This window comes from Candidatus Pelagibacter sp. Uisw_136 (genome assembly GCF_047720275.1).
GTDB lineage: Bacteria > Pseudomonadota > Alphaproteobacteria > Pelagibacterales > Pelagibacteraceae > Pelagibacter.
The window spans coordinates 1,192,301-1,205,285 of record NZ_CP159812.1 but is presented as its reverse complement, the minus strand read 5'-3'; the positions used below and the strand labels follow the sequence as shown (position 1 = coordinate 1,205,285).

Annotated in this window: 13 protein-coding genes; 6 read left to right on the top strand and 7 right to left on the bottom strand. The window is 30.5% G+C overall.

All coding sequences use genetic code 11. The features are described from left to right. Nucleotides 1–303 precede the first annotated feature (303 nt). The 6 genes from priA (at nt 304) to atpC (ending at nt 7,155) form a co-directional block, all read left to right on the top strand. Nucleotides 304–2,259 carry a primosomal protein N' gene (gene priA, locus ABXT53_RS06480; protein ID WP_415290376.1) on the top strand — a complete coding sequence of 652 codons (1,956 nt, stop codon included), beginning with the start codon at nt 304–306 and terminating at the stop codon, nt 2,257–2,259. Nucleotides 2,260–2,369: 110 nt separating this feature from the next. Next, complete coding sequence (atpH, locus tag ABXT53_RS06475; RefSeq protein WP_415290374.1) at nt 2,370–2,927, top strand: ATP synthase F1 subunit delta; 558 nt, start codon at nt 2,370–2,372, stop codon at nt 2,925–2,927. Then, nucleotides 2,928–4,463, top strand: a complete 1,536-nt coding sequence (atpA, locus tag ABXT53_RS06470; RefSeq protein WP_271564825.1) for a F0F1 ATP synthase subunit alpha — start codon at nt 2,928–2,930, stop codon at nt 4,461–4,463. Nucleotides 4,464–4,466: 3 nt separating this feature from the next. Further along, nucleotides 4,467–5,342, top strand: coding sequence for a F0F1 ATP synthase subunit gamma (locus ABXT53_RS06465; protein ID WP_415290372.1), 876 nt, complete (start codon nt 4,467–4,469; stop codon nt 5,340–5,342). Nucleotides 5,343–5,344: 2 nt separating this feature from the next. After that, nucleotides 5,345–6,763 carry a F0F1 ATP synthase subunit beta gene (gene atpD / locus ABXT53_RS06460; protein WP_415271708.1) on the top strand — a complete coding sequence of 473 codons (1,419 nt, stop codon included), beginning with the start codon at nt 5,345–5,347 and terminating at the stop codon, nt 6,761–6,763. Next, on the top strand, nt 6,763–7,155 hold the full coding sequence (gene atpC / locus ABXT53_RS06455; RefSeq protein ID WP_415290371.1) for an ATP synthase F1 subunit epsilon: 393 nt from the start codon (nt 6,763–6,765) through the stop codon (nt 7,153–7,155). The genes atpD and atpC overlap by 1 nt, the downstream gene beginning before the upstream one ends. On the opposite strand, the gene ABXT53_RS06450 is transcribed toward atpC, so the two are convergent. Genes ABXT53_RS06450 through cgtA form a run of 7 tightly spaced genes read right to left on the bottom strand, consistent with a single transcriptional unit; the run spans nt 7,148 to nt 12,983 of the window. Beyond that, on the bottom strand, nt 7,148–7,624 hold the full coding sequence (locus ABXT53_RS06450; protein WP_415290369.1) for an RNA pyrophosphohydrolase: 477 nt from the start codon (nt 7,622–7,624) through the stop codon (nt 7,148–7,150). The genes atpC and ABXT53_RS06450 overlap by 8 nt on opposite strands. After that, entirely contained in the window at nt 7,625–8,764 is a 1,140-nt protein-coding gene (locus ABXT53_RS06445) for a S41 family peptidase (RefSeq protein ID WP_415290367.1), read from the bottom strand. Then, nucleotides 8,761–9,111 carry a ribosome silencing factor gene (rsfS, locus tag ABXT53_RS06440; protein WP_415278144.1) on the bottom strand — a complete coding sequence of 117 codons (351 nt, stop codon included), beginning with the start codon at nt 9,109–9,111 and terminating at the stop codon, nt 8,761–8,763. The genes ABXT53_RS06445 and rsfS overlap by 4 nt, the downstream gene beginning before the upstream one ends. A gap of 17 nt (nt 9,112–9,128) precedes the next feature. Continuing rightward, nucleotides 9,129–9,671 carry a nicotinate (nicotinamide) nucleotide adenylyltransferase gene (gene nadD / locus ABXT53_RS06435; protein ID WP_415290365.1) on the bottom strand — a complete coding sequence of 181 codons (543 nt, stop codon included), beginning with the start codon at nt 9,669–9,671 and terminating at the stop codon, nt 9,129–9,131. Then, the gene (locus ABXT53_RS06430; protein ID WP_415290364.1) at nt 9,652–10,902 is read right to left on the bottom strand and encodes a glutamate-5-semialdehyde dehydrogenase; all 1,251 of its coding nucleotides are present in this window, start codon (nt 10,900–10,902) and stop codon (nt 9,652–9,654) included. Before ABXT53_RS06430 ends, nadD begins: the two co-directional genes overlap by 20 nt. Before the next feature lies 1 nt (nt 10,903). Next, the gene (gene proB / locus ABXT53_RS06425; protein ID WP_415271702.1) at nt 10,904–12,010 is read right to left on the bottom strand and encodes a glutamate 5-kinase; all 1,107 of its coding nucleotides are present in this window, start codon (nt 12,008–12,010) and stop codon (nt 10,904–10,906) included. Continuing rightward, complete coding sequence (cgtA, locus tag ABXT53_RS06420; protein WP_271525760.1) at nt 12,000–12,983, bottom strand: Obg family GTPase CgtA; 984 nt, start codon at nt 12,981–12,983, stop codon at nt 12,000–12,002. Before cgtA ends, proB begins: the two co-directional genes overlap by 11 nt. Nucleotides 12,984–12,985: the final 2 nt, after the last annotated feature.

Genomic DNA, 12,985 nt, shown 5'->3' with positions numbered 1-12,985 from the left:
TAATTATTTTTTAGTTTATTATGCAAAGTATATGTTTAAAATATTAATTATCAATAGCCAACCCCCTAGCTTCAGAAATATATAGTTCTAATTAACAAATTGACCAAGACACAGAATTAACTTAAAGCTAGATTGAAGTGAAATTACTCCAAAAAACTTTTTTAACTAAATTAGTTTAAAGGTGCACCAATAGTACAAAAAATAAAATGCCTAAATTGTGTTTAGAAGTTGTGTTTATCAATAGAAGTAGAGCGGTTCAAAAAAGAACAATACACTCTTAAAATATTTTCATATTATATAGAAATGAAAGTACCGATTCTTATACCAAATATTTTTAATCATCCTTTTACCTACAATTCAGATTTAAATTTAAAGGTTGGAGACTATGTAGTGGTACCCTTTGGAAAGTCAGAAGTTACTGGAGTTGTATGGGATGATTTTGAAAAAAAAACAAATAAAAATTTTTCAATTAAAAAAGTTTTAAGAAAATTAGATGTTCCATCACTAAAAAAAAATACAATTAAATTCTTAAATTGGTTTTCTGAATACAATATGACCCCTAAAGGTATGGCATTAAAATTGTTATTATTAAGTAGTGGTGCCATAGAAAAGTTACCAATTGAAGCTTATGAGCCATTCAAAATTGATATCAAAGAAAATGAAATAAAACTTTCTAAAGAACAAGAAAATTCATTAAAAAAAATGAATGTATTAAATCAAAAATTTAGAGTTCATGTTTTACAAGGTACTACAGGCTCAGGTAAAACGATGGTCTATTTTGAGGCTTTAAAAGAGATAATTAATAAGGATTTTCAAGGGTTAATTCTATTACCAGAAATTGGACTAACAGGACAATTTCAAAATAAATTTATAGAATTTTTTGGATTCAAGCCTGCAGTGTGGCACTCGGGTATTACAAAAAAAAATAAAGAAATTATTTGGAGTGGAATAGCAAATGATAAAATTAAAGTTGTAATTGGTGCTCGGTCTTCATTATTTTTACCTTTTAAAAAACTAGGATTAATTATTGTTGATGAAGAGCATGATCAATCTTATAAACAAGATGAGGGAGTAACTTACAATGCAAGAGATATGGCAATTTCTAGAGCATCCTTTGAAAATATTCCAATCAATTTAATAACAGCCGTCCCCTCTATTGAAACTTATGACAATATTAAAAAAGGCAAATATAGTTTATCAAAACTTGATCAAAGATATTTAAATGCATCTTTACCAAAATATGAAATAATTAATCTTAATAATTCAAATTTAGAATCTCAATCTTGGATATCAAAAGAAACAATTAAGAAAGTAAAATTTCATCTTGAAAAAAAAGATCAAGTATTATTTTTTTTAAATAGAAGAGGATTTTCACCTCATGTATTATGTAAAAAATGTTTTACTAGTTATTCATGTCCAAATTGTTCAATAAATTTGGTTTATCACAAAAACAAACAAAATTTATTATGTCACTACTGTGGATACAAAGCTTTACTAAATAGGGACTGCTCGAAAGAAGGAAAATGTGATTTCATTTTTAGTGGGCCTGGAGTTGAAAGGATATCTGAAGAAGTAAAAAAAATTTTCCCTACCAAGGAAACAACTATATTTTCTAGTGATACAATGAATAAAAAAAGTTCAGCAGATGTTTTAGAAAAAATTATAGATAATAAAATTCAAATTTTAATTGGAACTCAATTAATTTCTAAAGGATTCCACTTTCCAAGTTTAAATTGTATTGTTGTTGTTGATATTGATTTATCATCACAAGGTCATGACTTACGTGGCGCAGAAAAGAATTTACAATTGTATCATCAACTTTCAGGTAGAGCAGGAAGAACAGGAAAGCCAGCAACTGTTTATTTTCAAACTTATAATTTAGATACCAAAATGATAACAGACATTACAAATAAAGATCCTGATATTTTTTTAGATAAAGAACTTGAAATTAGAAGGGAAAATAATCTTCCCCCCTTTCAGAGATTTATTGCTTTAATAATTACTGGTAGCAATGAAAGAGAACTTGAAAAAGAGGCTTATAAGTTTAAAGTTTTTATAGAAAGCGCTGTCGAAGGTAGAGTTCTTGGCCCTGTGAATGCACCTATATTTAGATTAAAAAGAAAGTTCAGAGTAAGACTTTTGATCAGAGGTAGAAAATCTCTAAAAGTACAGAATTCACTAGCCAAAACTATTGATAAATTCAAATTTCCTACTGGAATGAAACTAAGAGTTGATGTTGATCCAATAAACTTCAATTAACGGCCAAAAAATAACACTTTTAGACAATGTGTGACTTGAAGAGAATAGGGTCATATGTTAATTAAAACGGAAATTTAATAAATCTTCAAATATTTATAAGGAACAATAAATTGAGTAAAAATAAAGTTTTTTCTGAAACATCGGCAGGTAGATATTCCCTGGCACTTTATGAATTAGCAATAGAAGCTAATACTTTAAGTGAGATAGAGGTTCACTCTGCTTCAATTATTAATTTAATTGCTTCAAGTGAAGATTTTAAATCCCTAATCAAGGATCCAACAAATAACAAAGAAGACCAATTGAACGCTCTAAGTAAAATTTCAGAACAATATAAAATAAATGAATTGTTAACAAAATTTTTAAGCTTTCTAATATCTAAAAGAAGATTTTTTTACGTGGATAAAATTCTAAAAAGCTTTGTTGAGACATGTTCAGTTAAAAGAGGGGAGTTAAAAGCAGAATTAACTTCTGCAAAAGATCTTACTGAAAATGAAATTAATAACATAAAAGAAGAATTGACTAAAAACTTTAGTTCAAAAATAAAATTAAACTACAAACATGATACAAGTTTAATTGGGGGTTTGATTGTGCAAGTCGGAAGCACAATGGTGGACACTTCCATTAAAAATAAATTACAACAAATCGAAAATAGGATGATAGAGGCATAAATGGATATAAACCCATCAGAAGTAACAAAGATATTAAAAGAACAAATTAAAAAATTTGGCGATAAAGCAGAAGTGACTGAGGTTGGTCAAGTTTTGTCAGTAGGAGATGGTATTGCTAGAGTATATGGATTAGATAATGTTCAAGCTGGAGAGATGGTAGAATTTTCTGATGGATCAAAAGGAATGGCTCTAAACTTAGAAAGTGAAAATGTTGGAGTTGTAATTTTTGGAGATGACAGAAAAATTAAAGAAGGTGATGTTGTTAAAAGAACAGGAAGTATTGTTGATGCACCTGTTGGAAAAGAATTATTAGGAAGGGTTGTTGATGGATTGGGAAATCCAATTGATGGTAAAGGTGCTTTAGATAAAGCAACCAAAAGAAGTAGAGTTGAAGTAAAAGCTCCTGGAATTATTCCAAGACAATCTGTTAGCGAACCAATGCAAACAGGCTTAAAATCAATTGACAGTCTAGTTCCAGTTGGAAGAGGACAACGTGAATTAATTATTGGTGATAGACAAACTGGAAAAACTGCAGTTGCTATTGATGCGATCATTAACCAGAAAAAAATAAATGAATCTGGTGATGAGAAGCAAAAACTTTATTGTATCTATGTCGCTATAGGTCAAAAAAGATCTACAGTTAGACAAATTCAAAAAACTTTAGAAGAAGCTGGTGCAATGGAATATACAACAATTGTAGCTGCTACTGCTTCAGACGCAGCGCCACTTCAGTTTTTAGCACCATATACAGGCTGTACTATGGGTGAATACTATAGAGATAATGGTATGCATGCATTAATCATTTATGATGATTTATCTAAACAGGCTGTAGCTTATAGACAAATGTCACTTTTATTAAGAAGACCTCCGGGAAGAGAAGCTTATCCGGGAGATGTATTTTATTTACACAGCAGATTACTTGAGAGAGCAGCCAAGCTTAGTGATGAGCATGGTGGAGGTTCATTAACCGCTCTTCCAATAATTGAAACGCAAGGTGGAGACGTATCTGCTTTTATTCCTACTAACGTTATATCAATTACAGATGGTCAAATATTTCTTGAAACAGAATTATTTAACCAAGGAATTAGACCAGCGATTAACGTAGGTCTATCAGTTTCTAGAGTTGGATCTGCAGCACAAACAAAAGCAATGAAAAAAGTTTCTGGTTCAATGAAGTTGGAGCTTGCTCAATATAGAGAAATGGCTGCCTTTGCACAATTTGGATCTGATTTAGATGCATCAACACAAAAACTTTTAAATAGAGGTTCAAAACTAACTGAACTTCTAAAACAAAAACAATATTCTCCTATGACAGTTGCTGAGCAAGTAATTTCAGTTTTCTGTGGAGTTAAAGGTTATTTGGATGATGTAGAACTTAAAGATATTGCTGAGTTCGAATCTAAGATTATTGAAAAATGTAAATCTGAAAAACCAGAAATTTTAGAATCTGTATTAAGCTCAGGTAAGCTTGAAGAAGATACTGAAAAATCATTAGTTGAAACTATCATGGAACTTAAGAAGAACTTTAATTCTTAAAATATGGCAACACTAGACGACTTAAAAAAAAGAATAGCGAGTGTAAAGTCTACACAAAAAATTACCAAAGCCATGAAAATGGTTGCGGCTGCTAAACTTAGAAGAGCACAAGAAAATGCTGAAAAGGGAAGACCTTATTCTGAAAAAATGAATAATATTATTCTTAATTTATCTAGTGGCATTTCTGATAAAGAAAATGCACCTAAGCTCCTTTCTGGAACAGGTGAAGATAAGGTACATTTATGTATTGTGTTAACATCTGACCGCGGTCTATGTGGTGGTTTTAATACAAATATTATTAAAAAAGCCAAAGCATATTTTAAAAAAATATCTGATGAGGGAAAAACTTTAAAGATTATAACTGTTGGATCTAAGGGCTATGATCAATTAAAAAGAGTTTATAAAGATGATATTGTAGAAAGAATATCTTTTAAAGATTCAAAAACAATCAATTATCTAGATGCTGAAAAAGTAGGAAAAATGATAATTGAAAAATTTGAAAAAGAAGAATTTGACATGTGTACAATTTTTTATAATAAATTTAAAAATGTAATTACTCAAATACCTCAAGAACAACAAATAATTCCTTTAAAAACATCTGAAGCAGAAGAAAATTCTTCTGAGGATAATTATGAATTTGAACCAGATGAAGATGAAATTTTAAGCAATTTATTGCCTAAAAATATATCTACTCAGATTTTTAAAGCGATGTTAGAAAATTCAGCTAGCGAACAGGGTTCAAGAATGAGCGCAATGGATAGTGCAACTCGAAACGCAGGTGAAATGGTTGACAAGCTTACTATTGAGTATAATAGAAGTCGTCAAGCAGCTATTACAAAAGAACTAATTGAAATCATATCAGGAGCGGAAAGTTTATAATTATGAGCAAAGGAAAAATCACACAGATCATTGGAGCAGTAGTAGACGTAAAATTTGATGGAGAATTACCAGAAATTTTATCAGCATTAGAATGTAAAAATGGAGACAACAGATTAGTTTTAGAAGTTGCTCAACACCTTGGTGAATCAAGTGTTAGAACAATTGCAATGGATGCCACTGAAGGATTAAAAAGAGGAGACGAAGTAACGGCAACAGGTGCTCCCATTCAAGTTCCAGTTGGTCCAGAAACTTTAGGAAGAATTATAAATGTAATAGGTGAACCTATTGATGAAAAAGGTGAAGTCAAAACAAAAGAGAAATGGCCAATTCACAGAGCTGCACCTGAATTTAGCGATCAATCAACAGAGACAGAAATTCTAGTTACAGGAATTAAAGTAGTTGATCTATTAGCACCATATGCCAAAGGAGGAAAAATTGGTTTATTTGGAGGTGCGGGTGTTGGTAAGACAGTACTTATTATGGAATTAATTAACAACGTAGCAAAAGCTCATGGTGGATTTTCTGTGTTTGCTGGTGTTGGAGAAAGAACTAGAGAAGGAAATGACCTTTATCACGAAATGATAGATTCAGGCGTTATTAAGCCAGAAGGTCCAGGATCAAAAGCGGCACTAGTGTACGGTCAAATGAATGAACCCCCAGGGGCTAGAGCAAGAGTTGCCTTAACAGGTTTAACTGTAGCTGAATATTTTAGAGACCAAGAAGGACAAGATGTATTATTCTTTGTTGATAACATCTTTAGATTTACTCAAGCAGGTTCAGAAGTTTCTGCATTATTAGGAAGAATTCCTTCAGCTGTTGGATATCAGCCTACACTTGCAACAGACATGGGTAACCTTCAAGAAAGAATTACAACAACTAACAAAGGTTCTATTACATCTGTACAAGCGATTTATGTACCAGCAGATGATTTAACTGACCCTGCGCCTGCTACATCTTTTGCTCACTTAGATGCAACAACTGTATTGTCTAGACAAATAGCTGAAATTGGAATTTATCCAGCAGTAGATCCTCTAGATTCTACTTCTAGAATTTTAGATCCTAGAATAGTTGGAGATGAGCATTACAGAGTTGCCAGAGAAGTGCAAAAAATTCTTCAAACTTATAAATCACTACAAGATATTATTGCGATTTTAGGAATGGATGAATTATCTGAAGAAGATAAATTAACAGTAGCTAGAGCTAGAAGAATTCAAAGATTCTTATCACAACCTTTCTTTGTTGCCGAAGTCTTTACTGGTTCTCCAGGAAAATTAGTAGATTTAGAATCTACAATTAAAGGTTTTGCTGCAATATGTAATGGTGAATATGATCATTTACCAGAAGCTGCATTTTATATGGTGGGTACAATTGAAGAAGCTATAGAAAAAGCAGAAAAAATGGCGAAAGATGCTGCCGCATAATGAGTGAAGAGTTCAAAATAGAAATCGTAAACCCAGAAAAATCTTTTCTTTCAAGAGAAGATGTAACAGAAGTTGTTGTGCCTGCTTTTGAGGGAGAAATGGGGATTTTAAAGGATCATATCTCAATTATTTCATTTTTAAAGCCAGGAATTATTAAAATCTTTTCTAAATCAGGAGAAGACAATTATTACGTTGAGGATGGAATTGTTGAATTTAAGAATAATAATTTATCAGTTCTAACAAGTTCTATTTTTAATATTAAAGATATTGATAAAGATAAAATTAGTGAACTACTTGCTCAAGCAGAAGAAAGTTCAAAAAATAGTGACATTACAGATCAAAATAAATACTTAGTTGATCAAAAAATTGATGTGTTAAAAACTCTTAATTAAGAATTTCTTTTACTTTTTCTTTAACATCTTTGTATACATGTAGCTTAAAGTCTACAACTAGGTCAGTTATACTTTCAAGATCAATCCATTTCCATTCACAAAATTCAGGATGTTTAGTCTTAATATCAATCTCGTTATCTTGCCCTAAAAATCTCATTATAAACCACTTTTGTTCCTGACCCCTATACTTACCTTTCCAAATTATACCTAATAAGTTTTTTGGTAATTCATAAGAGATTAATCCATCACACTCTTTAATCAGTTCAACATTTTTTATACTAGTTTCTTCTTCCAGTTCTCTGTAAGCAGCAGTTAAATAGTCCTCACCCTTATCAACACCACCTTGGGGCATCTGCCAAAAATTTTTTTGATTATCAATTCTTTTTGCAACAAAAACTTTATTATCTTTATTCAGGACAACAATTCCAACTCCACTTCTAAGAGGTAAATTTACTTTATTGTCCAACATTTATCCGTTGAGTAATTTTATTGCAAAATTCAATTGATTATCGGTTTCAGAATTAAATTTAAAATCATCTGAACCTTCTGCAACTTCTATATCAGGTGTTACACCTACCTCAGAAATAGATTTTCCTGAAGGGAGATAATATTTTGCAATTGTTAATCTAATAGCACCTCTATTTTTTAAAGGGATTATTGATTGTACAGAACCTTTTCCATAACTATTTTCCCCAAGTATAATAGCTCTTTTATGATCTTTTAATGCACCAGCTACTATTTCTGATGCTGATGCTGATCCATAGTTAATAAGTATAATTAGTGTTTTACCATTTGTTAGATCACCTTTTTTAGCAAACCATTTTCGATTTTCTGAAGCTTGTCGACTTCTTGTTGATACAATCTCACCATTTTCTAAAAAAAAGTCCGAAATTTTAATTGCCTGAGAAAGTAAGCCGCCAGGGTTATTTCTTAAATCTAAGATATATCCCTTTAGATCTTTATTTTTATTTAATTTATTAATCTTTTCTTTAATTTGTTCACTACTATTTTCGTTAAAGGAGGTTAGTCTTATATAGCCAATGTTATTATCTATAAGTTCAGATTTTACAGATTGAACCTGAATAACCTCTCTCATTATATTAAAGATTAATGCTTTTTTTACACCTCTTCTTCTAACCGTTATTTCAATACTCGATCCAACAGGTCCCCTCATTAATTCTACAGCTTCCATTAGCGATTTCCCTTGAACCTGAGTACTATTAATTTTTACAATATAATCACCAGCTTTTAATCCTGCTTTTGATGCTGGAGTATTATCTATTGGTGATATCACTTTCACAACACCTGCTTCCATGCCAACTTCAATACCAAGACCACCAAACTCTCCACTAGTTTCAGTTTGCATACCCTCAAAACTTTCAGGTGTCATATATGCAGAATAGGGATCTAGTGATTGTAATAAACCATTTATGGCTGAATCCATACTTTTTGATTGATCTACTTCATCAACGTATTCTTTACTAATTTTTTCAAGCACCTCACCAAACAAATCAATTTTTTTATATATGTCAGTGTTTTCAGAAAAACTTTTTTGAAAAGTAAATAATAGTATTATAAAAAAAATAAAAAATCTTTTATTCAAAATCATATCATCACTTTTTCTTTAGGAATAATTTCTGACCATATTTTTTCTAATTCATAAAATTTTCTTTTATCCGGATGAAATATGTGAACAATCAAGTCTATACCATCAACTAACTTCCAATCCATACTTTCTTTTCCTTCAATCCTAGAATTTTTTACCCCATTGGTCTTTAATTTTTCTAACACCATTTCAGATAAAGCCTGAATATGTCTAGAAGAAGTTCCACTTGCTATAATCATATAGTCAGCCATTGAACTTTTGTTCTTAAGATCTATTGAAATAATATCTAGGGCTTTATTAGAATCTAGGGTTTTTAGGATTAAATTTTTAAGGTCTGAGTTTTTTTCCATTAATACATTTAACCTTATCAAATTTTTCTTAATTGAGAAGATGAAATATTGACCTTTTTAAAATTAATAAAAGATAATTTTTTTTTATTTATACCATTAAAGGTAACAGACTTTAATGATTTTGCTTTATATCCCTGCCGATCAAATACAAGAAGATTGCATTTTTTTATAATGGATTTCCATTTATGCCATTTATGAAAATTAATTAGATTGTCAGCACCCATAATGAAATAAATTTCAAATTTTTTATCTTTATCTAGATAATTAATGAGATCGATTGTTTTATTGGAAAGAACTTTTTCTTCATAAAACTTAACTTTAATAAAATTATTTTTGCCTATGAATTTTTTTGCAAATTTTATTCTATTCTTTAGATCTGTTTTGCTTGTGTTTTTAAACGGGTTTTGTTTGGTAATTGCCCATATAATATTTTTTAATTCTAATATTTTTTTAGCTTGTTTAGAAATTTCCAAATGGCCCCTGTGGGCAGGATCAAAAGTTCCCCCCAAGATTCCAATTTTTGTCCTTTTTTGTTTTAAGTTATTTTCTAGTTTTACCATTACTAACAATTTCGTATTTGTATGAAACGAGCTGTCCTAATCCAACGGGCCCTCTTGGAGGTAATGTGTTTGTCGAAATGCCAACTTCACCACCAAAACCAAATTCACCACCATCAGCAAATTGAGTGGATGTATTATGCATTGCTATAGAGCTTTTAACATTTTTTAAGAATTTATCTGCAGTTTTTTTATTTTTAGTAACAATAGAGTCGGTGTGCATAGTTCCATATTTGTTAATATGATTAATAGCATCGTCACAATCTTTGACTGTTTTTACAGAAACTGCTGCTGATAAATATTCAGTAGACCAATCTTTTTCCTTTGCTGGATAAATTTTTCCTTTGTAATATTTTTTTAAAAAACGGTCTCCATATATCTTGCAATGATTTTCTTCTAACTTTTTTAAAATTGGGTTACAAAATTTCTTAACAATTTTTTCATGTATTAAAATTGTTTCCGTAGCTCCACAAATACTAGTGTTTCTTAGTTTAGCATTATAGATAATGTTTGTAGCCATCTTTAGATTAGCATCCTTATCAATAAAAGTGTGACAAAGACCTTCCAAGTGACCGATAATAGGGACACTTGAAAATTGCTGAACTCTTTTTACTAAGTTTTTTCCACCACGAGGTATTATTACATCAATATAATCTTTCATTTTTGAAAGCATAAAGTCGACCATTTTTCTGTCTTTAGAATCTATAAATTGAATAAAGTTTTCGTTCACTTTATTTTCTCTGAGTGATTTTCTAAATAGTTTTGATAAAATTTTATTAGTATTTATGGCTTCAGAACCACCTTTTAAAATCACAGCATTTCCAGATTTGAAGCATAAGCTTGCAACATCAGATGTAACGTTAGGTCTACTTTCATAAATAACACCTATAACACCAATAGGTATAGACACTCTGCTAATTGTTAAACCATTTGGTCTGCGCCATTTTTCTAAAGTAGTATCAACAGGATCTTTTAAGTTAGCAATTTTATCTATAGAATTTTTTATGCCTATTAATTTTTTTTCATCGATAGTTAATCTTTCTATTAGATTGCTTTTTAAGCCTTTGCCAAGAGCAAATTGAATGTCTTTTTGGTTAGCTTTAAGTATAGACTGTTTTTCTTGACCCAATAAGAAGGCATATCTTTTTAAAATTTTATTTTTAGTTTTTGAATTAATCTTATCAAGTGATGCTTTTCTTGCATTTTGACCTATTAATCTCATATATTTACTCATTTTATACCTCTACTATATCATCTTTATGAATTACTTCTGATTTAGAAATATATCCTAGTAATTTTTCTATCTCTTTTGAGTGGTGACCCATAATTTTTTCTATTTCATTCGATGAAAAAGAACTAAGTCCTCTTGCGCATTCGTAATTATTTCTATCTAAAACTTTGATGTGGTCACCTTTACTAAAACGGCCAGACACTTTTTTTATTCCTGCTGCTAATAAGCTTTTACCATTTGAAAGTGCCTGTTTTGCACCGTCATCAATAATAAGTGCACCCTTAGGTGAAATAGAGCTAATAATCCATTTTTTTCTAGCAGCCAATTTTGAAACTTTAGGTAAAAACCATGTGCAATTATTCTCTTCAGTTATTTTTTTAATGGGTCTGCTTAATAATCCATTTGCTATTACCATTTGGCATCCTGATAATTGACAGATTTTTGCAGCATCTATTTTAGTCTTCATACCACCTGTGCCATGCTCACTAATACTTTTGGTGGCTATTTTTTCTATATCTTTATCTATATTTTTAATTTCTTTTATTAATTTTGCATTTTTATATATTTTTGGATTGTGCGTATAAAGACCGTCTACATCAGAAAGCAATATAAGTGAGTCTGCACCTGATATTTGTGCAACACGTGATGCTAATCTGTCATTGTCACCATACTTAATCTCTGAAGTAGCAATAGTATCATTTTCATTAACTATTGGCACAAAGCCTAGTTTAAATAAGTTATCAAAAGTTCTTTTTGCATTGAGGGCCCTTCTTCTTTGTTCTGTGTCTTCCAAAGTGAGAAGAATTTGAGAAATATTAATTTTCAATTTAACAAATATTTCTGAGAATAAATTCATTAGTTCAATTTGCCCAATAGATGCAACAGCCTGACTTTTATCAATCTTAAGGTTTTTTTTGCTAATATTTAGTTTTTTGCAACCCATTGCTATTGCCCCTGAGCTTACAATAATAATTTTTTTATTCTGCTTTATTAGTTCCTGAATATCTTTAGCAAATTCAGTAAGCCATTTTTTTCTTACTTTTTTTTTATCATCTATTAACAAAGATGAGCCAATCTTAATTACAATTATTTTAGAATCTTTAAGATACATAGGAGAGTAATTTAGCTTTAATTTTAGATATTGAGCCTTTTTCTAATGTTGAGAGTGTAACTACCTCAGAATCTTTATTTTTAGAAAAATTCTTTAAAATTTCTTTCACTTCTTCTTCCTCTAATAAATCTGTCTTATTTAATACAATTATTTCTTTTTTTTCTAGTAAATCTTTACTGTAACTCCCTAGCTCATTTCGAACTTGTTTATAGGTATTCTCAAGGTCTTCATCAGTAATATCTATTAAATGCATTAAAGTTTTGCATCTTTCTATGTGTTTTAAAAATTGAATACCAAGTCCTACACCTTCATGTGCACCTTCAACTAATCCAGGAATATCAGCTAGAGTTATTTCCTTATCATCATAACTTGCAACGCCAAGATTTGGATTTAGTGTTGTAAATTTATAGTTTGCAATTTTAGGCATCGCATTTGTAATGGCGGCCAGTAAACTTGATTTACCTGCATTAGGTAATCCAACAATACCAACATCGGCAATAGTTTTTAATTGAAGCCAAATTACATATTCTTCACCAATTGCACCTTTAGTGAATTTTTTTGGAGCTCTATTAGTGGAACTTTTAAATCTAGTGTTTCCAAGACCACCTTTACCACCATTAGCTACAATAAATTCTTCACCTTCTTTTTTAAAATCATAAATTAAAGTTTTATTATCTTCTTCAAAGACTTGTGTACCTATTGGAACTTTTAAAAATAAATTTTCTCCACCATGACCTGTACGATTTTGTCCAGAACCATTTACTCCTCTTCCTGCTTTATGGTGTTGTTGAAATCTATAATCGATAAGAGTATTTAAGTTTCTTTCTGATCTTAGGAATATGGTACCACCTTTACCTCCATCACCACCATCAGGTCCACCGTATTCAATAAATTTCTCTCTACGAAAACTAGGAGAACCATGCCCACCATTGCCGGCCTTTACATAAATTTTTACTTGATCTAGAAACTTCATAT

What these genes read in the sequence shown, in the direction of transcription:
- priA (WP_415290376.1), top strand. Translation starts at nt 304, where the DNA reads ATGAAAGTACCGATTCTTATACCAAATATTTTTAATCATCCTTTTACC.
- atpD (WP_415271708.1), top strand. Translation starts at nt 5,345, where the DNA reads ATGAGCAAAGGAAAAATCACACAGATCATTGGAGCAGTAGTAGACGTA.
- nadD (WP_415290365.1), bottom strand. Translation starts at nt 9,671, where the DNA reads ATGGTAAAACTAGAAAATAACTTAAAACAAAAAAGGACAAAAATTGGA.
- ABXT53_RS06450 (WP_415290369.1), bottom strand. Translation starts at nt 7,624, where the DNA reads ATGTTGGACAATAAAGTAAATTTACCTCTTAGAAGTGGAGTTGGAATT.
- proB (WP_415271702.1), bottom strand. Translation starts at nt 12,010, where the DNA reads ATGTATCTTAAAGATTCTAAAATAATTGTAATTAAGATTGGCTCATCT.
- rsfS (WP_415278144.1), bottom strand. Translation starts at nt 9,111, where the DNA reads ATGGAAAAAAACTCAGACCTTAAAAATTTAATCCTAAAAACCCTAGAT.
- atpA (WP_271564825.1), top strand. Translation starts at nt 2,928, where the DNA reads ATGGATATAAACCCATCAGAAGTAACAAAGATATTAAAAGAACAAATT.
- ABXT53_RS06465 (WP_415290372.1), top strand. Translation starts at nt 4,467, where the DNA reads ATGGCAACACTAGACGACTTAAAAAAAAGAATAGCGAGTGTAAAGTCT.
- atpC (WP_415290371.1), top strand. Translation starts at nt 6,763, where the DNA reads ATGAGTGAAGAGTTCAAAATAGAAATCGTAAACCCAGAAAAATCTTTT.
- ABXT53_RS06430 (WP_415290364.1), bottom strand. Translation starts at nt 10,902, where the DNA reads ATGAGTAAATATATGAGATTAATAGGTCAAAATGCAAGAAAAGCATCA.
- cgtA (WP_271525760.1), bottom strand. Translation starts at nt 12,983, where the DNA reads ATGAAGTTTCTAGATCAAGTAAAAATTTATGTAAAGGCCGGCAATGGT.
- ABXT53_RS06445 (WP_415290367.1), bottom strand. Translation starts at nt 8,764, where the DNA reads ATGATTTTGAATAAAAGATTTTTTATTTTTTTTATAATACTATTATTT.